This is a genomic window from Candidatus Sericytochromatia bacterium, assembly GCA_035285325.1.
Taxonomy (GTDB): Bacteria; Cyanobacteriota; Sericytochromatia; order S15B-MN24; family JAQBPE01; genus JAYKJB01.
In genome coordinates this window covers 1-22,689 of record JAYKJB010000108.1, presented here as the reverse complement: position 1 = coordinate 22,689, position 22,689 = coordinate 1, and the positions used below count along the sequence as shown (strand labels likewise).

The following is a 22,689-nucleotide window of genomic DNA, read 5'->3' as shown; positions in this document are numbered from 1 at the left end:
CAAAGGGTTTCGGTGGGGGGGCCCCCACCTGGTGAAGCCCATCTGGGGTCATGCTGGTCGCTCCCGTCTGGCGAATTGAGGTCTCGGCGTCGGCCTTCCTCGCGGGACCTGACCCGTTTTGTCGTGGCAGGTGGCCCAAGCTTGTTGCCTTAAACGGTTCCTTAATACAGAATTCATCGTCTTACAGAAATCCATCGTCTTACAGAAATCCATCGTCATACAGAAATCCATCGTCTTACCGAAATTCATGCCTGCCCTACAGCGCGCGGGTCTGGTTTGTGCCCGCGCGGTCGACCCACTGCATCAGGTCTTCCGCCAGACTCACGGGGAAGCCCGGTGTGGCGATCGCCTCCTTGGCCTCCAGCTTCAGGGCCCCGATGCGCGCCCGAACATAGGCCAGGGCCCCAGTTCGCTGCAGCAGAAAGTCCAGCGACGGCGCCTCCGGACGCCCCTGCCAGGCGGCTTCGAGGTGGACCCGATCAGCCGCCGACAAGCGGCTCCACGCGCGTTGAATCGGCAGGGTGGCGCGTCCAGCGGCGCGGTCGCGGCCAGTCGGGCTCAGCAAGTCGGCCACGTCGCTGCTGAGTTGGAGGGCGGCGCCGACCGCTTCCCCCCACGCACTCAGCGCGTCGACCGTTTCAGCCCGCGCCCCGGCGCAGAGGGCGGGCAAGGAGGCATACAGGGCCAGGGAGGCGCCCGTCTTCAACCGGACGCACGAGAGGAATTGTTCCTCCGATCCCATCTGCTGAAGGGGGACGTGCTGGGACAGGTCGAGGCACTGACCAAGGCTCATCTGGACCCCAGAGCGTCCGAAGGCCGATGCCACCCGAGCCATCTCGGTCGGGGGACTGGCTGCCAGCGCCAGCTGCTGCGCCAGAAAGAGCAGGGTCAGGCCGGCCGAGACGGCCAAACGCCAATCGGTCCACTGCGCGGGATCGAGGTGACCATCCTGGGCGTCATCCACGATATCGGCCGCGGCAAAGTAGAGCACACAAGCCGCCCCCAATGGCTCGAGCCGTTGGGGCGCCAAATCGAGGGCCGTGCCGACGCGCAGGGGCAACCACAGCGGTGGCCACCCTTCCTCCTTCGCGGCTCTTCTGGCGCCCGTCAGGGCCTTCTCAAGGCCGGCGCGCAGGTGCGGATGTTCTTCACAGGCCTCCGCGAGCGCCGCGTTTACCCAATCCAGGACCCGTTCCTGGCGCGCGGGCGAATTCGCCCCAGCCGGACCGGTCATGAGGGGCGCCCGTCGTCAGGCGCGAGCGGATTCGTCTGGCGTTTCTTCATCATCCGAATCTGACGTCGTCCGTCGGCCGCCGTCGAATACTCCACCTCATCCAGCAGTTTTTTCATCAGAAACAGCCCCAGGCCCCCGACGCGCCGTTCGGTGATATAGGCCTTCAGGTCGACGTCGGGGTGGGAGGCCGGGTCGAAGGCCAGGCCGTCGTGGGTGATCAGGATGGTGAAATGGCCATCGTCCAGGGCGACGGCGATTTCCACGCTGGCATCGTCGCGCCCGGCATAGCCATGTTCGATCACGTTGGTCACGGCCTCATCGACCACCAACTCGAGGTCGTAAACCTCGCGGGCCGTCATCGGAACTGCCTTGGCAATTTCCGCGACAAAGTCTCGCGCCACGCCCACGTGGTCCAGGCTGCTATTCAAGCGAATCGCGTGAACGTCGTCGTGACTCACAATCCCTCTCGCCCGTCACGCCGGCGGGGCGAAGGCCTCGACGGCCGCTTCGACAGAATCGAAGAATTGGAACAGCGTGGTGAAATCGAGCATGTCGAAGATCCGGAACACTTCGGTCTGGACGCGGGCCAGGTGGAGGTCTCCTCCGTTGCCGCGGACCTCCTCGATGAAGGACATCAGGACGCCAAGGCCCGCGCTGCTGATGAAGGGAACCTCGCTGAAGTCGAGCACCAGATTGACATGACCGGCGTCCAGGGCGGCTCGAATACCGGACTCGAAGTCGGTCATGGTCCTGGCATCGATCTTGCCGGCCACCGCCAGAATCCGTGCGTGAACAGCTTGAAGCTCGTTGAAGGTGAGCATGGTGGCTTTGAAAAACACTTTCCACGTGTTGGTTGGGGGGCGATGAGCGTTTCATACCCCAGCAGCCCGGCTCCATCAAACCTGCGTGGTAACATGAACGCCGCGCTCCCCGAGTCTGAGGATTTTGACGATGGCCCTGCCTCCCCAGATTCACGATCTCTGGTCCATCTGGCGAGAAATGTCAGGGATGGCCGAGCGTCAGGTCCCGGTGAACCTCTACGCGACGCTTGGACCCGACCGAGAGGCCCTGAAAACCCTTTTCCAAGAGGGTCGCGCCTCCGCGCGGGCGCTGAGGGTGCTGGAACTGTCGGACACCGCTCCGCCCGAAGCCGATGTCCACCTGGTCCTGGCGCCCGCGACCCATGGACCGGACGGGGCTGACCTGGCCGCCATCCGTCGCCTGCCGCCGGAGGCTCTGCTGGTCCTTTTGCCTGAGGTCCCGGCCGAGTCGCTGCCTACGCGACGGCGAGAGGTCGCGGCCAACATCGGTATCCGGGCGGAGCGGGTGGTGGCCTCCACCACCATGGTGGCACTGCGCAAGGACCTGGCCAAGCGGATCCTGCAATCCTTCCCCGACCAAGCGCTGTCCCTGGCTCGCCAGTTTCCCTTTCTGAGGGAGGAAGCCACCCAACTCGAAATCGTCAGCACCTCCCAGCAAAATGCCATGGTGGGCTTGATCCCGGTTCCTGGCGCTGATATGCCGGTGATGACCATTAACCAGGTCAAGATGGTGTTGCGCCTGGCCGCCATCCACGACCAGCCCATGACCCCGGAACGCCTCAAGGAGGTCCTGGCGGTGGTGGGGGGAGGCCTCGCGTTGCGCACCGTGGCCCGACAGGCGGCCAAGCTGATTCCGGGCCCAGGCTGGCTGGTTGCCGGCGGGCTTGGCTATGCCGGCACGCTGGCGATGGGCAAGGCGGCCGTGACGTACTTCAAGCGGACCTCCCCCTCGGAAGCGCCGGTGGCCACCCTCGGGGCTGACGGACGTCCGGTGATCGAGGCCCAAGCCACGGTCGTCGCTCCGGCTGAGCGGGGTGGATGAGTGGACAGCTCGCTGATCTTGGGCGTCGAAAGCAGCTGCGATGAGACCTCGGTGGCGATCGTGCGCGATGGCCGCGAGGTGCTGGTCAACCTGGTCTCCTCTCAGGTCGAGGTCCATCGCCGCTTCGGGGGGGTGGTGCCTGAGGTGGCTTCGCGCCAGCATATTCTCACCCTGAATCCGCTGATGGCTCAGGCGTTCGAGGAGGCCGGCGTCGCGCCGGGTGAGCTGACGGCGGTGGCGGCCACCCACGCGCCCGGTCTGCTCGGCGCCTTGCTGGTGGGCCTGGTCGGTGCCAAGAGTGCCGCGTGGGCCCTGGGCATCCCCTTCGTGGGCGTGCATCATCTGGCGGCCCACATCTGGGCCAACGTCATGGCGGATTCCACGCTCACGCCGCCCTTTCTGTGTTTGCTGGTCTCAGGGGGGCATACCGCGTTGGTGCGGGTCGACGGGCCCGACCGCTTCACGACGCTGGGGCAGACCATCGACGATGCCGTGGGCGAGGCGTATGACAAGGTGGCTCGCTTGCTGGGCCTGCCCTACCCCGGAGGCCCGGTGCTCGACCGTCTGGCACAGAACGGTAATCCACGTGCCTATGCCTTTCCGCGAGCCTTGTTGCACGAGCCGGGCTATCGCTTCAGCCTGAGCGGCCTCAAGACGGCCGTTCGACGCGCGATCGAGCAACACACCTTGATGGGGCTTGCGGTCAACCAGGCGGATGTGGCAGCCAGCTTCCAGGCAGCCGTCGTTGACGTGCTGGTGGCCAAGAGCGTGGCGGCTGCCGATGCGGAGGGACTCGATACCCTGGCGCTGGCCGGCGGGGTGGCGGCCAACAGTGCCCTGCGCGCAGCCCTGACCGAGGCCTGTGCGGCCCGTGGCAAGCGGCTCTGTCTGCCACCGCTGTCGCTCTGTACGGACAACGCGGCCATGATCGCCGGCTTGGCGCACGATCTGCTGCGGGCCGGCGTGCGTCATCCCTTGTCGCTTCCACCCCAGGCGCGTCTCGAGCTGGCCTCGCTCGCTCGTTAGCCCGCCGCCAGGCTTTCGCGTCCTCCGAACAGGAGCCCGAGAATGTTCACCACGCCGAGGATCAACAATGCACCGTTGGCGATCTGGAAGAGCGCGTGCTTGATCTACCCTACGATTCGGTCTGGTCGACTTCCGGTCGGCTGAGGCGCCAGGCCAGCTGAAGCACCGCCAATCCGCAGACAACCGAGACCGCACTGATGATTCCCGCGAAGATGATCGGGGGGACCAGTCCCAGGGTGAGCTCTCGGCTCATCAGGTCGGCATCCGTGATCGCGGGGCCGCCAGCCGCTCGAATCAGGGTCCACAGGTCTTCAAAGGATGCCAGCAAGCTGCGCAGGGCCAGGAAGGCCAGCAACAATGACAGCTGCCAGCCCGCTCCGCGCCGGGCAACGAAGCCGAAGCCCGCGGCCAGGGCCAATCCGGCCGCAAAGCCAAACGGGTTGCGCACGTAGAAGACAGTGATTCCCCCCAGAAAGAGGGCCAGCGACCAGCAGACCAACCGTTCGGCGCCACGAAGTCGGGAGGCCAGCAACAGGGCCGCCCCCCACACGCAGCTGCCGGCATAGCCGGCCACCAGAATCAGCGGGCGAAAGCCGCCCTGGGTGAGGGCCCGCCCGCTCGTGTCCGCCTCGACGGCCAGGGAGACCAGGGTGCCCCCCGTCAGCACCGCTGCCAGACCGTGGCAAGCCTCGTGGATGAAGGTCACAAAGATCTGGTCGATCCACAGATTGAGGTGCAAAAGCGTCATGGCCAGCGTGGCCAGCCCCGCGACCCAGAGCGCGTGGCGTTGGATTTCACCGACCAGCCCCCCGGACGCCTCGTCCTCCAGGCTCAGAGCCATAGTTTTTCGTGACGCGGCACGAAGCCCCAGAAACCCTCAGCCTGAGCATCCAGGCTGGGCGGTTCGTTGTAGTGCATCAGGCGGGTGATCGGCTTGAGATGGTCCGGCAGGTCGCGGACCAGGGTGTTGAAGGACGTGTGAACCGCATACGGCGAGTCGAACAGCTGGCAATCCTGAAAGATGGCCCGCAGCGGGGCGCCGTCGATCCCTTCGAATGGCGGCATCAGCTGGGAGTCGGACGAATAGTACACGTCCCGACCCAGGTAAAATCCAAAGCAAGGCTTGCCCGGCACATGAACGGTGGGGCGCATGGTCAGCGCGGGCAAGCCTGGCAGCGCCAGTGATTCCCCCGGCTTCAGCGGACGCAAATCGAAGTAGGCGTCGAGACCAGCGGTGCCGGCCATTCCATCTGCCGCGTTGACGCGCTCCAACCCCCCTCGCAGGGTTCCCTCCCACAATTCGTCCCAGAGGGCTTCCGGGTACCACAAGGTGGGGCGATGGCGGTAGACGTAGCGGTTGAGTTGTGCCCACAGTTGCAGCCCCCCCACGTGATCATCGTGCACGTGGGTCAGCACGGCGTGGCGAATATCGGGCAAGCGGCCCGACGCCTTGAGTAGCTGGGCCGTGACAGGGCCACAATCGACCAGCAGGTGGGCGGGGCCGTCCGCCTGCTCAATGAGCACGTTGTTGTTCCCGAGTTCGGGGCTGAGGCCGGCGCCCACACCCAGGAAAGTCAGAGAGTAGCTGGCAGACATGGGAGCACTAGGTCAGGATCGCCTGGGTCACCGCCTTCCGGGTATGTCGATGGAAGGCGGCACAACGGACAGGCATTGTACCATCCGCGCGGGGGGCGAGGGATCCCAAAAAAAGCCCGACCCAGATTGGGTCGGGCTTGGAGGGAGTGGTCGGTCAACCGAGCGCGGCTTCAGGCCGCCAGGCCGTTGCCGCCGGGGCAGCCGCCGCCGTTGCCGCCACCGTTGCCGCCGTGCGGGCAACCGGCAGCCAGCTGGCCACCGCCGGGGCAGCCACCGCCATTGCCGCCGCCGTTGCCGCCATGCGGGCAGCCGGCAGCCAGCTGGCCGCCGCCGGGGCAGCCGCCGCCATTGCCACCACCGTTGCCGCCGTGCGGGCACCCGGCGGCGAGGTGGTCGCCACCGTTTCCGCCGCCGCAGCCGCCGCCACCGTTGACGGGGCAGGCCAGCGCGGGCGACGCGACCAGGGCGGCAAACGCGACCGCAGCCAGCAGAGCAAATTTCTTCATTGAAAAACCCTCTTCCAAACTCGGCGTGCCGCCGAAATGCACCTCAAGGCTTTCATGTGTAACCCATCTCCGTCTTGGTCTCAAATTAACTATCCCTTAAACGATTTTACAAAAGGGCAGCAGGACAGGCTTGAACAGGCTTGGATTTGGCCTGGATTGGTCTCCAAACAACATTCTTCAGTTTTTTAATATGGGAACGTAAGACCCCAGGCTGGATTGAGGGTTTCTGTGTGCGCTTGTCACGTCCTGGTCAGTGTTTGGCGGTTAATGGAGATTTAATAATTGTTGGATTAAATCTCTATTAAATCCCGGGGTTTCGCCTGATCGGCAGTCCTGATGCGGGGTTGGGCGATGGCACTCTGGGCAAGTTTTGCGGGGGAGAGCGGATAACGGATCGTGTGAGAGGAACCTTCTACTTGCGCCGCATCCATCTGACCGCTTGTATTCTGCTCTATGCGCTGTGTCTGCTCGGGTGTGGCCGGTCAGGGGGCGCGGGAGCTGCCTATGCGCCTCGCATTCCGGTCCGCCCTGTGGCGGCCAAGATGCACGCGCCAGGGCACATCTCCATTCTGAAGCAGCCCGAGGCCGGGACGGCGCCAATCGTCTCGGCGATTGACGGCGCCGCCCACAGCGTCTGGCTGCAGATTTACATGCTGACGGATGCCGAAGTGATCGAGGCCCTGCGTCGGGCGGCCGCGCGTGGCATCGACGTGCGGGTGTTGCTGGAGGAAAGTCCCTACAATCCGGGCAATCCGGGTGGGGCGTTGTCGGGCAACAAGGCGGTGGCGGCCAACCTGCAGGAGTCAGGGGTCGAGGTGGCCTGGACCAATCCGAGCTTCACCCTGACCCACGCCAAGACCATGCTGGTGGATGGCGAGACCGCCTACGTGCTGACCTACAACCTGACCCGCGCCGCCACCGAGACCAATCGGGAGTTCGCCGTGATCAACCGCTCCCAGTCGGACGTGGCTGAATTGCGCCGGATCTTCATTGCGGATTGGAACCGACAGAGCTACCTGCCCACGGATCCGGATCTGGTCGTCAGCCCGACCAATGCGCGGTGGCGCATTCTGGGTCTGATGAACCAGGCTCAGCGCGAGTTGCTGGTGGGTGTGGAGGTCATCAGCGATCCGGAGGTGGTGGCAACCTTGATCGAGAAGCGGCGCGCCGGGGTCGATGTTCGCGTGCTGGTCGGCGGGGTGAAGAAGGTGCCGGCCAACTTGCCTGCGGCCCGGACGTTGATCGCGAACGGCGTGCCGACCCGTAGCCAGAGCAAGCCTTACCTGCACGCCAAGTACATTGTGGCCGATGGGCAGACCGCCTACGTGGGCTCGATCAACTTCTCGACCAATTCCCTGGACCTGAATCGGGAATTGGGCATGATGCTCGATGACAGCGGGGCGATCGCCACCTTGCGGGAGGTCTGGCAGCAAGACTGGCTGCAGGCCCGGGAGCCCGATGCCGACAGTCCGGATGCGGTCGGCCGCCGGCAGGATAGTGTCAGAGCCCCTTCAGGACGCTGAGCTTCATCCGAGTGCGCGGGCGGAGCCGCTCGCCGTCAGCTGGCTACGCTGATTGCCGGCAGGGCGATCCCGCTTTCAGGAGACGGCACTCGCCTTCTGGAGCTGGGCCTCGGCCTTGGCAAGGCGGTCGCACCGTTCGTTGTAAGGGTGGCCGGCATGGCCCTTGACCCATTCCCAGCTCAGGCGATGCGGGGCGGCGGCCTCACTGAGGCGTTCCCATAGCTCGCGATTCTTCACCGGCTCGCCCTCCGCATTGCGCCAGCCGCGCCGGATCCAGCCGGGGAGCCATTCGGTCATGCCCCGAATCACGTACTGGCTGTCGGTGACCACGTGAACCTTGCAGGGGCGTTTCAAGGCCTGCAACCCACTGATCACGGCCATCAGCTCGGCGCGATTGTTGGTGGACTGCACCTCGCCCCCCGTCACTTCCTTCTCCACGCCCTTGAATACCAGGATCGCGGCCCAGCCACCCGGCCCGGGATTGTTCAGGGCACAGCCATCGCTGTAGAGGGTGACTTCGGTGGTGGGGGTCACGAGAGTTGCCTTGCTTGTACGCGGGGATTGCCCCGCCATCATACCCGGTGTTCGGCCAGGGGTCTGCTATAATGACGCCCACACAGGAGGGTGCTTGACCATGTCTGAATTCCTGACCAAGCCGGTTTCGCCCGTCAGCCACGACGAGGACGAAGAGTCGATCAGCCTGCGGGCGCCCGTGGTGGCGGCCAAAGCCGGTGAGGACCGCCTGAACCCGCCGATGGAGTACGAAGTGCTCGACCTGGCCGGCGAGAAGTCCGAGGCGCTGAAGCAGCGCCTCAATCAGCTGGGCCAAGAAGGTTGGGTCCTGGTTGCGGCCGCCCCGCTTTACGTTTTCCGGCGCGCCCGCAAGCCTGAGGACGCCAAGCCCAAGGGCCGGGTGGGTTTTGGCCTGTAAGCCCCATTTCGGTTCGCGTTGAGCGAGACGGTGTAATACCGAATCGCTCCGGTCCGGTTGCGAGCTACCAGGCTGCCCTGACCGCGCCCACGATGGTGCCGTGGTTGTTGTCGACCGGCGGGTTCAGGTGGCCTTCCAGCGTCGCGGAGCTCGGCAGGGGAGCCCCTGCCAGTGCCATCGCGCGTGCCAGCGCTGGCCCGATCGCCCGCTTGTTGCCGTCCCCGATCTTGAGGGCCCAGGCCTGGCCCGGGCCAATCCAGCCACCGGCGTGAACGGCCTCGCCGCCGATCTTGGCCAGCAGGCGACCGGCCCCGGCCTCGACCAGCGCGGTGTCCAGGCGTCCGCTTCCGGCGATCGCCAGCGGATGCGCCGCAAACACCGCGGCCGCTCGGCGGGCCACCTGGGCCAGCTCGTCCGGCAGCCCTTCGGGTCGGCACAGGCGGTGGTAGGCGCGGGCGAGCCCGATCAGCGGCAAGCGCCAGACGGGGGCGCCACAGCCATCCACGCCGTGACCGATCGTCTCTCGATGCACACCGGCGAACACGGCCAGCAGGTCGCGAATCATCTCTTGCAAGGGGTGTTGCGGGTCGCGGTAGCTGGCCAGGTCCCAGCCCATGTGGCGGCAGACCGCCAGCATCCCGGCGTGCTTGCCGGAACAGTTGCAATGCAGCAGGTCCGGGGTCTGCCCCTGGCGCAGCAACTGCGTGGCGACCTCGTCGTTGTAGGGCGTGTGCCGCCCGCAGCCCAGCTGCTCGGCCTCCAGGCCGGCCGCGGCCAGCAAACCCGCCACGGCCTCCCGGTGGGTTGATTGGCCCGAATGGGAGGCCATCGTCACCGCGAGCTGGGCCTCCTCCAAGCCCAGGGCGTCGGCCGCGCCCGTCAGCCAGAGCGGCAGTGCCTGCACCGGCTTGATCGCCGAGCGCACCCAGATCGGCGTCTCGACGTGCCCGCGCGACACCCTGACGTGGCCGGCCTCGTCCAGCACGACCAGGTGCCCCAGATGAACGGACTCCAGTTCGTCGCTGCGCCAGACGCTGGCGAGCGGTTCGCCCCAGGGGGCCCTATCATCCTGACGGTCTGGTGTCATTTCCCCAAGGCCTTTCCCACGTCCAGCAAGCCTGCGCCAAAAAACACGTCGAAGCCGGCCACCGGATCCCCCTGGGGCGTCAGTTCTCTGGCACTCCGGCGCAGCCGCTCCACCACCTGGGCAGGTGTCCAGCGCGGATATACCGCAAATAACAGGGCGGCCGCGCCGGCCACCATGGGCGCGGCCATGCTGGTGCCGCTCATGTAACCATAGGGGACGCCCGGACTGAACTGGGTCGGGATGGTCGAGAAAACATCCACGCCGGGCGCGGACAGCGTGACCCAGCTGTTGAAGTTTGAGAAGGGGGCCCGTTTCAGGTCCGGGCCAATCGCTGCCACGCTGACCACGCCGGGATAGGAGGCCGGGTATTCCAGGTAGTTGCCGTCCGTGGCCTCATTGCCGGCGGCGGCCACCACCACCGCCCCGGCTTGAATGGCCCGTTGGATCGCCTCTTCCTCGACGTCGCTGCGTTCCGAGGAACCCAGGCTGAGATTGATCACCGAGGCCTTCCGGGCCACCGCATAGTCCAGCGCGGCCACCGTGTTCCAGGTGCTGCCGGAACCATCCACGCCCAGCACCCGCAGGGGCAGCACCTTGGTGCGAAAGGCCACCCCAGCCGCGCCTTGCGAGTTGTTGCCGACGGCTGCGATGATGCCCGCCACGTGCGTGCCGTGCCCGAAGTCGTCATCGGGCGGGCGACCAGCTTCCACGAAGTTGCGCGCACCGCTGCGGTCCAGGTTGGTGGCCAGGTCGGGATGGGCCATGTCGACGCCCGTGTCGATCACCGCCACCAGGATGCCCGGATCGCCGGTGCTGACCTCCCAGGCCGCCTCGGCGCGTATCGCCGAGAGCCCCCAGGTGACGGCCTGGCCCGGCACCGGCGAGCCGCGACCGAAGGCCTCATCATTCGGCAGGGCCTGCAGGCGCCGCGCGAGCGGGCGCAGGGTGCCGACGTGCTGGCTGCGCACGACGCGATTCGGCTCGGCGTGCCGAACACTGGGGTCGGCCGCGCGCAGTTCCACACAGGCTCGAAGCTCCTGGCCAGCCGGCACGCGCAAGAGCGCCCGCTGCCCCTCCACTGCCAGCACCTGGCCCCCGAGTCGCTCGGCGTGCAGGCGCACCTGCTCGCTTGCGGGGGCCTCCGTCCAGGTCACCACGATCTCGCCACGGCGCCAGTCGCGCGCGGGCGCGGTCCCCGGAGGCTCGGCCAGCTGGGCCACCCGGCAGGCCCCCAGCAGCGCCGCTGCCCCCAGCAGCCAGGCCGCGGCCGGCAGGGCTCGACGCGCGCGGCGACTCATAAGGCGAAGCCCATTTCGCGAATCTCCACCTCCCGCTTGCGCGTCCGGAACGGCCTCATCGGCACTTTCGCCTCGGCTGCAGTCAGCCTGAAACTCGGCGTATCGGGAAGTTCAGTCTCCTCGAGCAATTCCACCGCGCGCAGGCTCCACGTGTATTTTCGCTCAGGCCGCAGCGCACCGCCGTTGATGTCATTCAGGGCGAAGCCGGGATAGGTGATCTGGGAGTAGGACGTGCGGCCAATCCATTTGGCCTTGCCCTCGCCGACCTCGCGCAGGGTCAACTCGTAGCTCACCTCGTGCGGAATCGCGGTCCAGCGAAAGGTAGGGCGCTGCCCCACCCCGCTGGCCCCGTTGGCCGGGCCTTCGATTTTCGGCAGCGGCAGCAGCGGAAGGCTGGCTTTGCCCGGGTCATTCGTGGTGATCGAGACGCTGCTGCTCTGCTTGCCGCTCGCGTCGATCGCCTCGCCTTGCACGACGTATTTCAGTCCGCTCAGGGCCGGCACGGGCAGGGTCTGATTGCTCGCCAGGCTGCGGGCGACCGGCACGTAGCCGAGCGCGCCGAAGTCGAGCGCCACCTCGGTCTGGACGTTACGAAAATTTCCCAGGTTGGAGAACTGCACGCGCACCGGCTGGATCGGGACCTGGGGGGCAATCTGCAGCATCTGCTCCTGTGCGGCCTCGGGAATCGTGTCGCCCAGGCGCCAGGACCCCACCTGGTAGGCGAAGTCCAGGAAGTGAAAGGCCTGCGGGACCGCGACGCCCTCCGCGTAGGGCGCGCTCAGGCTGCCCCAGGCCAGCACGGCCGTGAGAATTCGCCCGGGCGCCGGGGCCTTGTATTCCAGGGCGTACAGCCCGTTGGAGACCCCGGTCGAGACCCCTCCCAGGGACACCAGCGCGGGGGTGGCGGGGGTGCTCAGGCCGCGCACGGCGCCGTTGAGTTGCAAGAAGCGCATGGGCAGCCCGCTACTGGGCGTGAAGAGGGGCTCCAGTTCGAACTGCAAGTCGCTGGCCGCGTCCAGCGAGAGGCCGCCCTGCGTCAGCGCCACGTAGCCAGCGCGTGCGATCGAGATCTCATCGCTGGCGAAGTTGCCGAACAGGCGGAACTGGCCCGCGGCATCCGTCACGGTGCTGCCCAGCCCGGCCAGCACGGTGGCGCCGCCGACCGGTAGCTTGGTGCGCGCGTCCAGCACCCGTCCGGTCATGGGGCGCCCCAGGCCTGGCGACAGCACACTGGCCAGGGCCAGGTCACAGCCGCACAGGGCAGAGGTCATCACGAGGGGGAGCGCTGGCCGCAGCGCCATCGGAAGCGGACGCATGTGCCCGCCTTATACCCGCAGGCAGCCAGCGCGCCAGGGACGGCCACGCCCGTGTTCACGATCGGAGGGTCAACCGGGCGGCCACTGCAGCGCGCGCCCACCCAGCACGTGCCAGTGCAGGTGGTCCACCGACTGCCCGCCGTCGCGGCCGTTGTTGCAGACCAGCCGGAACCCGCTCTCGGCCACGCCGGTGTCCCGGGCGACGCGATTGGCGGTGTTCGCCAGGGCCGCCAGCAGTTCCCCATCCGCCGGAGTCAGCTGGTCGAACGCCGCGAGGTGGCGCTTGGGAATCACCAGCACGTGGACGGGGGCCTGCGGCGCAATGTCGCGGAAGGCCAGGGTCCATTCGTCCTGGTGGACGATTTGCGCGGGGATCTCCCCCGCCACGATCCGGCAAAACAAACAGCTGGCCACCGCACGGTCCTCCCTTGCCTCAACCGGCGATCTATAGACCCTGCGAACCACCGCCGTCAACCGGCCGACCCGGGCCAGACGCCCAACGGGCTCCCGGTGCCGCGCGACCGGCCATGGAACGCTCAGCATCGGGCGGGTGCCCGCTGGCGGGTTTGGCCGAGTCCCGTTGGGCGTTCCGGCGGTGCGTCGGCGGGCTCGCTCGGATTAGCCTGTTTCAGGTTCGCCGAGTCAGGCGGCACCGTCGGGTGCGAGGGGGTTCCGATTGCGGACGTTGTGTTCAGGTGTGGAAAAGACGCTATTGGCCGGGGGGCTGGCTGCTCTCCTGCTGGCCTGTGGCCCCTCTGCCACCTCCGTGGAGTCTGCCTTGTCCGTCGGTCCGACGGCTCCGCCCGGACTGGGCACCAACCCCCTGGCCCTGCCCGAGGGGCCACCGCTGCCGGCAGGCGTGGCGAGCCCTGCGACAAGCAGTTTTCAGGCGCCGCCCGACGCTTTGCCGTTTCGGGACCCGTCCTCACCAGAGAATCGTGCGACGGGGCGCTTCTTCAGCGGCAGCTGGCTGCCCCAGGGCGGCTATCTGGCGCAACGTCAGGGCGCGCTGCGGCCGGCCTTGAGTTTCCGCACCTATGTTGGGGATGACTTCGGGACAGCGGACGGTCTCGCCCCGGCCCACTATCGGGCCGATGTCACGGTCTGGGGCTATCAGCCTGCCGCGCAGTATCCCGACATGGTGGGCGCGCCCCTGGGCATTCTGGGCTTTGCTCCCTATTTTCTCGATGAGACGCACTACCTGCTGGTGGTGGCCAAGCCCCTCTCGCTGGAGGTTTGGGCGGTGGAGGGGCAACTGCCCGGCACGGCCTGGCCGCCCGAACGCTGTCTGTTAAAGCGGGCGTTGCCCCGCGAACTCCGCGTCGGCGATCCCGTTGCATGGTCGGCCGAGGTCGACACCCAGGCCAAGATCCTGCGCCTCTGGCACGATGGCGCGGAGCTGGGGCGCCTGGCGGTGCCGATGCTGGCCGATTGCGGCCCGCGGGTCGCGCTCGTCTCCAACGGCAATTTTCTGCATTTTCAAAACTTTCGTGTCTTTCCGCTGTGAGCGGGGATGCTCTGCCTGCCTTGACGGCCGTCACGGGACAGCTTGAGCAAGCGCGGCTCGCCAGGGTAGGATGCCATCCATGAATCAGGCGACCATTGATCAAGTCTTTGACGCCCTGGCGGCGCGCTACCAGGCCGGCACGCTGTCTCTGGCGACCAACGTGCTGGCAGGGCCCGTCGAGCCGCCCCTCGCCGCTGACATTCTCCCGCCACCGGAGCCGGGCAGCGCGGCCTGGGAGGCGCAACGGGAGGCCGGGCTCGCGGCCTTGCGCGCCGGACAGGTGGGCGTCGTGATCCTGGCGGGAGGCATGGCGACTCGCTTTCAGTATGACAAGCCCAAGGGGCTTTACCCGATCTGGAACGGGCATAGTTTTCTGGCCCTCAAGCTTGAGGCGGTGCGCGCGCTCGGCGTGCCGGTGCCGGTTTTCATCATGACCAGTTTCGCCACCGACGGGGCGATCGCCGCTCACCTGGCCGAGCATGACCACTTTGGTCTGCCCCCCTCCCGGGTGTTCCGCTTTCAGCAGTACCAGATGCCCCGGCTGGCGCCCTCGGGGGGCCGTTTCGAGGAAGGCGGTCAGCCCAGTCTGGCCGCGCCCGGACACGGCGACTTTCCCTATGCCCTGCGCGAGAGCGGTCTGCTGCAGGCCTTCCTCGCCGGCGGCGGACGTTACCTCTGTTTCTCGAATGTGGACAACCTCGGCGCCACGGTCGACCCGGTGATCCTCGGGGGCCACGTGCTGTCCGGCCAGGAGATGACGGTCGAGGTGGCGCCCAAGAACCCCGGCGACCAGGGCGGGGCGCCGGCACGTGTGGCGGGCCGCACCCAGCTGGTCGAGGGCTTTGCCTTCCCGCCGGACTTCGACCAGAGCCGGATCGCGGTCTTCAACACGGCCAACTACGTGTTTTCAGCCGAGGCGCTGAAGCGCGAGCTGGCGCTCCCCTGGTACGTGGTGGAGAAGACCGTGCGCGGCGAGAAGGTCGTGCAGTTCGAGCACCTGGCGGGCGACCTCTCGACCCTGCTCACGACCCGCTTCGTGCAGGTCACGCGGGCGGAACGCTTCCTGCCGGTGAAGAACGTGTCGGACGTGCCGGGCGTCGCCGCACTGCTTACCGCGCGTATGGGCGGATGAGGGAAAATATTTTCATCATCTCATGATGATTTAATAACCACTTCTTTACCATTTTTCGGCATCGGCGCCCGATACCCTCCTTGTTGGGAGAGGGGGAGCCGCGTGCCGCTGAGCAATGTCACCTACATCAATGGTCGCAACCTGCGTTACACCGTGCCCGGGGTGGCGGCGGTGGGGCTGCCGTACCTCACGGCCACGCTGACTGACCACACCCCGTACGATCCACTGGACCTGTGGTCCTTCGGCAGTTACCACCTGCGCGTGAAGGCGGGGCGCGTCGACCTGGATGAGGCCAACCTGAACGCCTGGCTGAACCACGCGCTGGCCAGCCGGCCTGAGCAGGCCGTGCGGCGTCCCCGCGTGCGGTTGTTGGCCGGCGATCGCCTCGGCGTCTCGCTCTGGGCTCGCATGGGGCCTGTGCCGCTACGCCTCTCGGCCCGCCTGAAGCTGAGCGCTCGCGATCGCCACACCGTGGACGTCCGTCCCGAGTCGCTGCGCGTGTTTGGTCTGCCGATCGCGGCCCCGCTGCGTTGGCTGAAAGTCGATCTGACCCGCTGGCTGCCCCAGGGCTCCACGGGGCTCTGGCGCATGGGGCCGCAGGGCAGCGTGCAGCTGGACCTGCGACGCCTCGACAGTTTCGCCGGCGAGCTGGCCGGCCTGGCGATCGCCCCCGGGGCCATGTCGGTGGTTTTCGGGGGCCAGCCCGACCGCGACCTGGCTCCGGCGCAGCGCCGTCACACGGCGAATTACGCCGAGGTCAAGGTGCAGGGCGAGGCGGCGCTTGAGACGGGCATTATCCGTCATGCCGAGGTGGTCATCACCGATAGCACGCCGCAGGATCCGTTCAGCTTGAATCTGTGGGACCTGGAAGGGGTGGGGGATGTCTCCCGGGGCCAGGTGATCCTGCCGGAGGCGTTGCTGGCCAAACGCTTCGCTTCCGCTGGCGGCGCAGGCTTCAGCGTGGAGGCCGTTTCGCTCCAGGGCACCGATATGGTGGTGCAGGGCACCAAGGACTTGCTGGGCTTTCCGGTGGCCGTCTCGTTCCGCATCGCCTTCTCTCGCGCGTCCAACGGGGAGCTCTGGCTGACGCCCCATCAGGTGCGGGTGGCCGGCCTGAACGTCGGCGAGAGTCAGGTGCGCGACGCGATGCGGGGCATTTCGGGGCTGCATCCTCGCGGCGAGTCCTTCGCGCTGAACTTGAAGGAGGCCGGCTCGATCGTGATGCCGCCGTTGCGCGCGGTCCACGCGGAACGCGGCCGGGTCGTCCTCACGCCCTGATAACGCTCAGAGTCCGACCCAGTCGGCGATCGGCAGGCGGCGGCGAGACGCGTCACTGGCCAGCAGGGAGACGCGGCCCCCCAGATTGGTGACGCGCATGGGGCGGTACCAGCTGAACCCCTCGTTCTGGGCGGCGATGTACCACATGCCAGGCGGCAGGTCGAAGGCCGCCACACCGGCTTCCCCGGCCACGCTCTCGACGAAGTTGAGGTTCGGGTTGCCCCCCGCGGCCACGGCCGCCGCCTGGAGACTCTGCGTGCGCTTGCCGAGCCAGCGGGCGTAATATTTTTTGTAAGTGTCCAGCGCGGCCTCGCCGACCCCGTTGCGAGCGTTGTAGTCGTTGATGATCCGGTTCAGTTCCGTGGTCACCTGCTGGCACCAGATCTGACGGCCGTCCTCGGTGTTGATCAGGCCGCGGGCAAACTCGCTGGGCGTGTCACCGAACTTCTTGTAGACCTCATCGAAGCGCGGCAGAAACTCCTTGACCAGGGCGGGGTCATCCCGGTGAGCCAGGGCGAAATTTTCCCGGTATTTTTCCAGTTCGAGCGCCTGCAGCAGGAAGAAGCTCTTGACGGGTTGCAGCGGGGCCAGCGGTCTGAAGTTCTTGTTAGGCACGGGCGGCGCCGGACGCGTCTTGTTCCAGGCCGCCTCGATGCCCGGGAAGGTCCGCTCCACGTCGTAGGAGAACACCACCACGGGCACGCCCGGAGCGATCGGCCCCAGGGGGCTCTGCACCTTGATCTGCACGGGCACGGCCGAGGCCGCCTGGGCGAGCAGCAACCAGGCGGCGGCGGTGGCGGCGAAGAATCCAGGGCGCATCGTGCGGGCCTTTCCGGTGCGATTCGACGACATATCTCAAAGATCGCCCGTCGGCGACGGCGCGTCAGTGATCATGGTGGGTTTCGACATCTTCTGCGACAAGTTTACCCGGCGCGGGTGACAGCGCCCCAAAAGCAAGCGCGCCCCCCGTGACCGGGAGGCGTGCAGCGGGGTTATCCCCTGGGAGAAAGGAAGCGTCGTGCTAGACCGCGGCCAGCCCACGGCCGGCGGCCCGAGTGGTGGCGAGCGCGGCGGAGATGGCGCGTACCTCGTCCAGCATCCGGGCCGGGTCCGCGTGAGCGGTGATTGCCTGCCCCACGCCCAGCGCATCGGCCCCGGCGCCCAGCGCGAAGGCGGCCGAGTGACGCGTGAAGCCACCCGCCAGCAGCAGTGGCAGCGAGACCACCTGCCGGATCTCGGCGGTGTTGCCCAGGGCCGCGACCGCCCCGGACAGCGCCGAGAAGGTGTCTTCGGCTTGCGGGCCGACCTGACCTTCGGTCTGCAGCATGGCCACGCCAAGATGCTCCAGTTCCAACGCCAGCGCCTTCTGCTCGGCGATCGGCAGGTAGCCCGACACCGTCACGCACAGCGGCGTGCGGTCGCCCACGGCCGCCTGGACCGTGCGCGCCCAGTCGAGGATCTGCGCGGCGGAGGGGTGCACCCCCTGCTTGTAGAGGGCATCGAAATTGCCGAGTTCCAGCACGTCCGCCTTGTCGGCGCAGGCAATCAGGGCCTGCGGGTCGGTCGACGACACGAAGACCACCAGATTGGTCGCTGCCTTCACCGCGTCGATCAGGCTCACGTCGGCCGCGATGTCCACGGCCTGGGCGCCGCCCGCTTCAGCGGCCCGGGCGATGGCCACCACCCGCTCGCGGTCAAAGTTGGTGATGCCTGCGATCACCTTGAACAGGTTGCGTTCGATGAGGGCGGTGTGAAGGACGTGGCGATGATTCATGAAGCAGCTCCTCAAGGGTGGCCGGCGGCGACGGGGTCGACCCGGCGGGAAAGCGCGCCCATTATAGTGGCGCCCGGGGGGACTTACAAGCCGCTTGTTGGTTGTCTCGCGCGCGGCGTATGATGAGGCCGGCCCGCGGGTGGGATCCTGAGGTGCCTGCAATGAACTCCCCCGAGGCGGCGAACCGCTCCCCTGTTCTGCTCCTGCGCGGGGCTTCCAGACGCTACGACCAGGCGGCGGAGGCCGGCGGCGCCCGACCGGCCCTGGACGGGGTCGACCTCGCGGTCGCGGCCGGTGAGATGGTGGCCCTGATGGGGCCGAGTGGGTGCGGCAAGAGCACGCTGCTGCACCTGGCGGGGCTGCTGGATACTCCGGACGGTGGAGAGGTGTGGGTCGCCGGGCGCGAGACGGCCCGGCTCTCCGACAACGAGCTGACGCTGTTGCGTCGCCGGCAGATCGGCTTCGTCTCCCAGTTTTTCAACCTGCTGCCGACCTTGACGGCGGCTGAAAACGTGGCCTTGCCGCTGGTGTTGGCCGGAATTTCACGGGCCGCGGTGCGGACCGCCGTCGCGCGGGTGCTGGCGCAGGTGGGCCTGGAGAGCCTGCACGAACGCTACCCGCACCAGCTGAGCGGGGGACAGATGCAGCGCGTGGCCATCGCCCGGGCGATCGTCCACACCCCGGCCCTGCTGATCGCCGATGAGCCGACCGGCAGCCTGGATTCGCTCAGCGGGGAAGCCGTGCTGGCGATCTTCCGACAACTTAACGCCGAGCACGGTCAGACCATCCTGCTGGCCACTCACGCCCCCGAGGCCGCGGCGGTCTGCCATCGCGTGGTGCGCCTCCGCGACGGGCGGATCGTGGCGGATGGAGGGCCCGCGGCGTGAGTCAGCCCGCCTTGCAGGGGCGCCTGCGCATTCCCGGCTTGCTGCTGCTGGCGCTGTTCTGGCGCCACCTGACCCGCCATCGCCTGCGCTCGGCCCTGACCTTGCTGGGCGTGGCGCTTGGCGTGGCGGTGGCGGTGGCGGTCCAGCTGGCCAACGGTACGGCCCTCGACGCCTTTGCCCGCACGACCCGCGCGGTGGCCGGGCCCGCCGTCTGGCAGGTGGTGCAGCCGGGGGGCGAGGTGCCTCAGACCCTGGTGCCGCGCCTGCGTCCGCTGGTCGACCTGGCCGTGCTCAGCCCGGTGCTGGAAGCGGCCGCCGTGACGGCCGATGCCGCGAGGCGGCCGCTTCGCCTGGTGGGCGTTGACCTGCTGGCCCCCGGCGCCTTTCGCGGCTACGCCCAGGCCGCGGCAGGCGGCGTGCGGGCGGCCCCCGCGCTGGACCAGGGCTGGCCGAATGGCCTCTGGATCACCCAGGAAGCCGCCCGCAAGCTGGCGCTGTCGGAGGGGCGTCGCCTCGGGGTGCTGGTCAACGATCGGCGCGTCGACCTGCCCGTGCTGGGCGTGTTGCCGGGCGGGCCGGACACGGCGGGGCTCGACCCCTGGATCGCGTTTCTCGATGTGGCCGCGCTGCAGGAACTGACCGGCCGGACGGCCTCGCTCGACCGCATCGACCTCACGCCGCGTGAGGGCGTGACAGCGGCGGAACTGCGCCAAGCGTTCGAAGGCCTGCGCCTGCCGGGGGTCAGCCTGGCCGACCCGGCCGACGCGACCCGCTCGGCCGAGCGCATGCTGGCCTCGTTTCGGATGAACCTGATGGCGCTTTCGTTCGTGGCGCTGGTGGTCGGGGCTTACCTGATCTACAACGCCGTCTCCATTTCCGTCGTGCAGCGGCGCCGCGAGGTCGCCATGATGCGCGCGGTGGGGGCGCTCAGACGGCAGATTTTCGGCATCTTTGCGCTGGAGGCCGTGCTGGTCGGCAGCCTGGGGGGCCTGCTGGGGCTGGGCTTGGGCAGCGTGCTCGCGCGCGGGGCCGTCGCCGCGGTGAGCCAGACGGTCGATGCGCTGTACGTCGACACCAGTGCCCAGGCGGTGGCCTGGGACCCGCTGCCCTTTGCGATCGGCTGGGTGGCCGGCGTGACGTTGTCCCTGGTGGCGGCGTTGGCCCCGGCGCTGGAAGCGGCCGGAACCTCCCCGGCCCTGGCCATGCGGGCGGGCTCCTGGGAGGCCCGCCAGCGCGGGCGCAGCGGGCGCTGGGCGCTGGTCGGGGTGGGCCTGGTGGCCCTGGCCGCGGCGGCTGCCAGCGTGCCCGCGCACGGCGGCCCGCCCTGGGGCGGCTACCTCGCCGCGGCCTTGCTGGTGCTGGGAACCTCTTTCTGGGCGCCCCTGACGGTGGAAGGCCTGTCCTGGGCCGTCGAGCGCCTGACTGCGGGCGGCCGGCTGTCGGCCCCCGTCCTGCTGGGGGTGCGCAACTTCCGACGCGCGGTGGGGCGCAACGGCGTGGCCGTAGCGGCCCTGATGGTCGGCGCGGCCATGACCGTGGGGGTGGCCACCATGGTGGGCTCGTTCCGTGGGACGGTCACGGCCTGGATTGAAACGACCTTGCCGGGGGCGTACTACGTGAACCCGGCGGCGGCCGGCACGACCTCGGGCTTCGGGGCGATCGCCACGCTCGACCCGAGCCTGCCCGCCATCCTGCGTCGCGTGCCGGGCGTGGTCGATGTGGAAGCCTTCCGTGAGCGCGTCTTGCCCTACGCCGGGGTGGCGATCCGGCTGGGCGGGGCCGACATGGACGTGCTGGCGCGGCACGGCTCGATGGTGTTGCGCGACCCGGGTGACCCGCGGGGCCTGTTTGCGGCCTGCGTCGGTACCGACCGGGTGCTGGTCTCCGAGGCGCTCTCGATCAAGCACGGCGTTGACCCGGGGGAGGACCTGCTGCTGCCCACGCCGCTCGGGGTTCGTCCGTTTCGCGTGCTGGCCGTCTACCACGATTACTCCTCGGACCAGGGCTATGTCCTGATGGACCGCCAGACCTACCAGCGCTGGTGGCGGGACGACGCCATCACCGACATCGCCGTCTACGCGGCCCCCGAGACGGACCGCGAGGCGCTGCGCGGGCATCTGCAAACCGCCTTGGGCGCGCGCCCCGTCACGCTGGTGGCCTCGGAAGCGGTGCGGCAGCAGGTGATGAAGGTCTTCGACGACACCTTCGCCATCACCTATGCCTTGCACGCCGTCAGCATCACGGTGTCCCTGCTCGGGGTGGCCGGCACGCTGGCGGCATTGGTGCTGGAGCGCAGCCGCGAGATTGCGATCCAGCGCCAGATCGGGCTGCTCCGGCGGCAAGTGGCGGCCATGGTCATGACCGAGGCCGGTCTGATCGGCCTGGCCGGAGCCGGGCTCGGCCTGCTGGGCGGCGGCATGCTGGCGCTGCTGCTGATCGAGGTGATCAACCGGCAGTCGTTCGGCTGGAGCGTCGGCTTCGCCATTCCTTGGGGCTTCGTGGCGGGCACGGTGGCGGCCGTGGTGGGGGCGGCGGTGCTGGCGGGCTGGCTGCCGGCGCATTCGGCGGCGCGGGCCCGCCTGGCGGAGGCAATGCGCGATGAGTAGGTTGGATCCTGCCCCTACAGCCTCGAGCGGCCTGGCCCGCATCGGCACCACTGCCCTCCGCCTGGCTTGCGGCCTGGCCACGCTGGCATTGGCGACGCCGGTGGCGGCAGAGGCCTTCCGTCCTGCCTTGCCGGGCTACCGTTTTGCCTTTCCCCGGGATCACGCGGCCCACCCGGATTTCCGGACTGAATGGTGGTACTACACGGGGCACCTGCGGGCGGCGGACGGGCGGGCCTTCGGCTACCAGCTGACCTTCTTCCGGGTTGGGACGGTGCCGGGTCTCCAGCTGGGCGCGGCCGTTTCGCCGTGGCGATCGGACGGCGTGATGCTGGCGCACTTCGCCGTTTCGGATTTGCAAACCTCACGCTTTTTGACGGCAGAACGCCTGCAGCGCGGGGGAGTGGGGCTGGCGGGGGCCCAGGCGGGGGCCTACGACGTCTTTCTGGGCGGCTGGCGCGCCTCGCTGGCCGGTTCGGCCCATCGCCTCGCCGCCCAGGATGGCCGGCAGCAGCTGGCGCTGACCCTCACGCCGCGCAAGCCCGTGGTGATTCACGGCCAGCAGGGGGTGAGCCGGAAGTCGGACTGCCCGACCTGTTCGTCGCATTACTACTCGCTGACCCGGTTGGACACCCAGGGCACGCTCACGGTGGCCGGCGAAACGCTTGCGGTGACCGGGCAATCCTGGATGGACCACGAGTTCGGGTCCAACCAGATGGGACGCCTGGAAGCCGGCTGGGACTGGTTCAGCCTGCAACTGTCGGATGGGTCGGAACTCATGCTCTATCAGCTGCGGCGCACGGATGGCTCGCCCGTCCCGCAATCGTCCGGAACCTGGGTGCCCGCCACGGGGCCCGCTCGCCATCTTCCGCTGAAAGCTTTTGCGATTCAGCCCACCGGCCGCTGGAAAAGCCCGGCCACGGGAGGCGTTTATCCGCTCGGCTGGCAGCTGCGGGTCCCGGAGGAAGACCTCGACCTCACGGTCACCCCGGCCTTCGAAGGCCAGGAATGGCAAACGCCTGGGTCGACGGGAGAAACCTACTGGGAGGGCAGCGTGAAGGCCAGCGGCACCCGGCGGGGGAAGCCCCTCGGTGGAGAAGGTTACGTTGAACTCACGGGCTACGCCCG

At 68.1% G+C, this 22,689-nt stretch carries 23 protein-coding genes; 11 read left to right on the top strand and 12 right to left on the bottom strand.

The window, feature by feature from the left end; translation table 11 throughout:
- Positions 1 to 256: 256 nt before the first annotated feature.
- From VKP62_13745 to VKP62_13735, 3 genes are read right to left on the bottom strand one after another with little or no spacing between them, the layout of a single operon-like run.
- Positions 257 to 1,234 (bottom strand): polyprenyl synthetase family protein, encoded by a 978-nt coding sequence (locus VKP62_13745; GenBank protein MEB3198259.1) that lies wholly within the window; start codon positions 1,232 to 1,234, stop codon positions 257 to 259.
- Positions 1,231 to 1,692 (bottom strand): ATP-binding protein, encoded by a 462-nt coding sequence (locus VKP62_13740; protein MEB3198258.1) that lies wholly within the window; start codon positions 1,690 to 1,692, stop codon positions 1,231 to 1,233. The genes VKP62_13745 and VKP62_13740 overlap by 4 nt, the downstream gene beginning before the upstream one ends.
- Positions 1,693 to 1,707: 15 nt before the next feature.
- The gene (locus tag VKP62_13735; protein ID MEB3198257.1) at positions 1,708 to 2,055 is read right to left on the bottom strand and encodes an STAS domain-containing protein; all 348 of its coding nucleotides are present in this window, start codon (positions 2,053 to 2,055) and stop codon (positions 1,708 to 1,710) included.
- A 130-nt stretch (positions 2,056 to 2,185) separates the two neighbouring features.
- Here VKP62_13735 and VKP62_13730 point away from each other — a divergent pair, with 130 nt between their 5' ends.
- Together VKP62_13730 and tsaD are read left to right on the top strand one after the other, a co-directional pair.
- On the top strand, positions 2,186 to 3,097 hold the full coding sequence (locus VKP62_13730; GenBank protein MEB3198256.1) for a DUF697 domain-containing protein: 912 nt from the start codon (positions 2,186 to 2,188) through the stop codon (positions 3,095 to 3,097).
- On the top strand, positions 3,098 to 4,123 hold the full coding sequence (gene tsaD, locus VKP62_13725) for a tRNA (adenosine(37)-N6)-threonylcarbamoyltransferase complex transferase subunit TsaD (protein ID MEB3198255.1): 1,026 nt from the start codon (positions 3,098 to 3,100) through the stop codon (positions 4,121 to 4,123).
- A 109-nt stretch (positions 4,124 to 4,232) separates the two neighbouring features.
- On the opposite strand, the gene VKP62_13720 is transcribed toward tsaD, so the two are convergent.
- Entirely contained in the window at positions 4,233 to 4,964 is a 732-nt protein-coding gene (locus VKP62_13720) for a M50 family metallopeptidase (GenBank protein ID MEB3198254.1), read from the bottom strand.
- Entirely contained in the window at positions 4,955 to 5,719 is a 765-nt protein-coding gene (locus tag VKP62_13715; GenBank protein MEB3198253.1) for an MBL fold metallo-hydrolase, read from the bottom strand. The genes VKP62_13720 and VKP62_13715 overlap by 10 nt, the downstream gene beginning before the upstream one ends.
- Positions 5,720 to 5,865: 146 nt before the next feature.
- Here VKP62_13715 and VKP62_13710 point away from each other — a divergent pair, with 146 nt between their 5' ends.
- Together VKP62_13710 and VKP62_13705 are read left to right on the top strand one after the other, a co-directional pair.
- Positions 5,866 to 6,228, top strand: a complete 363-nt coding sequence (locus VKP62_13710) for a hypothetical protein (GenBank protein MEB3198252.1) — start codon at positions 5,866 to 5,868, stop codon at positions 6,226 to 6,228.
- A 413-nt stretch (positions 6,229 to 6,641) separates the two neighbouring features.
- The gene (locus VKP62_13705) at positions 6,642 to 7,748 is read left to right on the top strand and encodes a phosphatidylserine/phosphatidylglycerophosphate/cardiolipin synthase family protein (protein MEB3198251.1); all 1,107 of its coding nucleotides are present in this window, start codon (positions 6,642 to 6,644) and stop codon (positions 7,746 to 7,748) included.
- 75 nt (positions 7,749 to 7,823) lie between these two features.
- Here VKP62_13705 and rnhA read toward each other — a convergent pair whose 3' ends face one another.
- Positions 7,824 to 8,282 carry a ribonuclease HI gene (gene rnhA, locus VKP62_13700; protein MEB3198250.1) on the bottom strand — a complete coding sequence of 153 codons (459 nt, stop codon included), beginning with the start codon at positions 8,280 to 8,282 and terminating at the stop codon, positions 7,824 to 7,826.
- A gap of 100 nt (positions 8,283 to 8,382) precedes the next feature.
- Here rnhA and VKP62_13695 point away from each other — a divergent pair, with 100 nt between their 5' ends.
- Positions 8,383 to 8,679, top strand: coding sequence for a hypothetical protein (locus VKP62_13695; GenBank protein ID MEB3198249.1), 297 nt, complete (start codon positions 8,383 to 8,385; stop codon positions 8,677 to 8,679).
- A 64-nt stretch (positions 8,680 to 8,743) separates the two neighbouring features.
- Here VKP62_13695 and VKP62_13690 read toward each other — a convergent pair whose 3' ends face one another.
- The 4 genes from VKP62_13690 to VKP62_13675 form a co-directional block, all read right to left on the bottom strand.
- Positions 8,744 to 9,766 carry an asparaginase gene (locus VKP62_13690; GenBank protein ID MEB3198248.1) on the bottom strand — a complete coding sequence of 341 codons (1,023 nt, stop codon included), beginning with the start codon at positions 9,764 to 9,766 and terminating at the stop codon, positions 8,744 to 8,746.
- Positions 9,763 to 11,064, bottom strand: a complete 1,302-nt coding sequence (locus VKP62_13685) for a S8 family serine peptidase (GenBank protein ID MEB3198247.1) — start codon at positions 11,062 to 11,064, stop codon at positions 9,763 to 9,765. Before VKP62_13685 ends, VKP62_13690 begins: the two co-directional genes overlap by 4 nt.
- Positions 11,061 to 12,380, bottom strand: a complete 1,320-nt coding sequence (locus VKP62_13680) for a carboxypeptidase-like regulatory domain-containing protein (protein MEB3198246.1) — start codon at positions 12,378 to 12,380, stop codon at positions 11,061 to 11,063. The genes VKP62_13685 and VKP62_13680 overlap by 4 nt, the downstream gene beginning before the upstream one ends.
- Positions 12,381 to 12,449: 69 nt before the next feature.
- A complete protein-coding gene (locus tag VKP62_13675; protein ID MEB3198245.1) occupies positions 12,450 to 12,794 on the bottom strand; it encodes a histidine triad nucleotide-binding protein in 345 nt (114 codons plus the stop codon).
- Positions 12,795 to 13,077: 283 nt separating this feature from the next.
- Between VKP62_13675 and VKP62_13670 the strand changes: the two genes are divergently transcribed.
- The 3 genes from VKP62_13670 to VKP62_13660 all read left to right on the top strand — a co-directional run bounded on the left by VKP62_13670 (position 13,078) and on the right by VKP62_13660 (position 16,297).
- Complete coding sequence (locus VKP62_13670; GenBank protein ID MEB3198244.1) at positions 13,078 to 13,887, top strand: hypothetical protein; 810 nt, start codon at positions 13,078 to 13,080, stop codon at positions 13,885 to 13,887.
- Between the two features lie 79 nt (positions 13,888 to 13,966).
- The gene (locus tag VKP62_13665) at positions 13,967 to 15,019 is read left to right on the top strand and encodes a UTP--glucose-1-phosphate uridylyltransferase (protein MEB3198243.1); all 1,053 of its coding nucleotides are present in this window, start codon (positions 13,967 to 13,969) and stop codon (positions 15,017 to 15,019) included.
- 102 nt (positions 15,020 to 15,121) lie between these two features.
- Positions 15,122 to 16,297, top strand: coding sequence for a hypothetical protein (locus VKP62_13660; protein ID MEB3198242.1), 1,176 nt, complete (start codon positions 15,122 to 15,124; stop codon positions 16,295 to 16,297).
- Positions 16,298 to 16,303: 6 nt separating this feature from the next.
- Here the strand turns inward: VKP62_13660 and VKP62_13655 are convergent, their stop codons facing one another.
- Positions 16,304 to 17,116, bottom strand: coding sequence for a hypothetical protein (locus tag VKP62_13655; protein MEB3198241.1), 813 nt, complete (start codon positions 17,114 to 17,116; stop codon positions 16,304 to 16,306).
- Between the two features lie 202 nt (positions 17,117 to 17,318).
- Positions 17,319 to 18,071: a DUF561 domain-containing protein gene (locus tag VKP62_13650; GenBank protein MEB3198240.1), complete on the bottom strand. Its 753-nt coding sequence runs from the start codon at positions 18,069 to 18,071 to the stop codon at positions 17,319 to 17,321.
- Between the two features lie 161 nt (positions 18,072 to 18,232).
- Here VKP62_13650 and VKP62_13645 point away from each other — a divergent pair, with 161 nt between their 5' ends.
- The 3 genes from VKP62_13645 to VKP62_13635 form a co-directional block, all read left to right on the top strand.
- A complete protein-coding gene (locus VKP62_13645) occupies positions 18,233 to 18,958 on the top strand; it encodes an ABC transporter ATP-binding protein (protein ID MEB3198239.1) in 726 nt (241 codons plus the stop codon).
- On the top strand, positions 18,955 to 21,564 hold the full coding sequence (locus VKP62_13640; protein ID MEB3198238.1) for an ABC transporter permease: 2,610 nt from the start codon (positions 18,955 to 18,957) through the stop codon (positions 21,562 to 21,564). The genes VKP62_13645 and VKP62_13640 overlap by 4 nt, the downstream gene beginning before the upstream one ends.
- Positions 21,557 to 22,689 (top strand): lipocalin-like domain-containing protein (locus tag VKP62_13635; protein ID MEB3198237.1); only part of this gene is annotated, 1,133 nt, incomplete at its 3' end. The genes VKP62_13640 and VKP62_13635, both read left to right, overlap by 8 nt.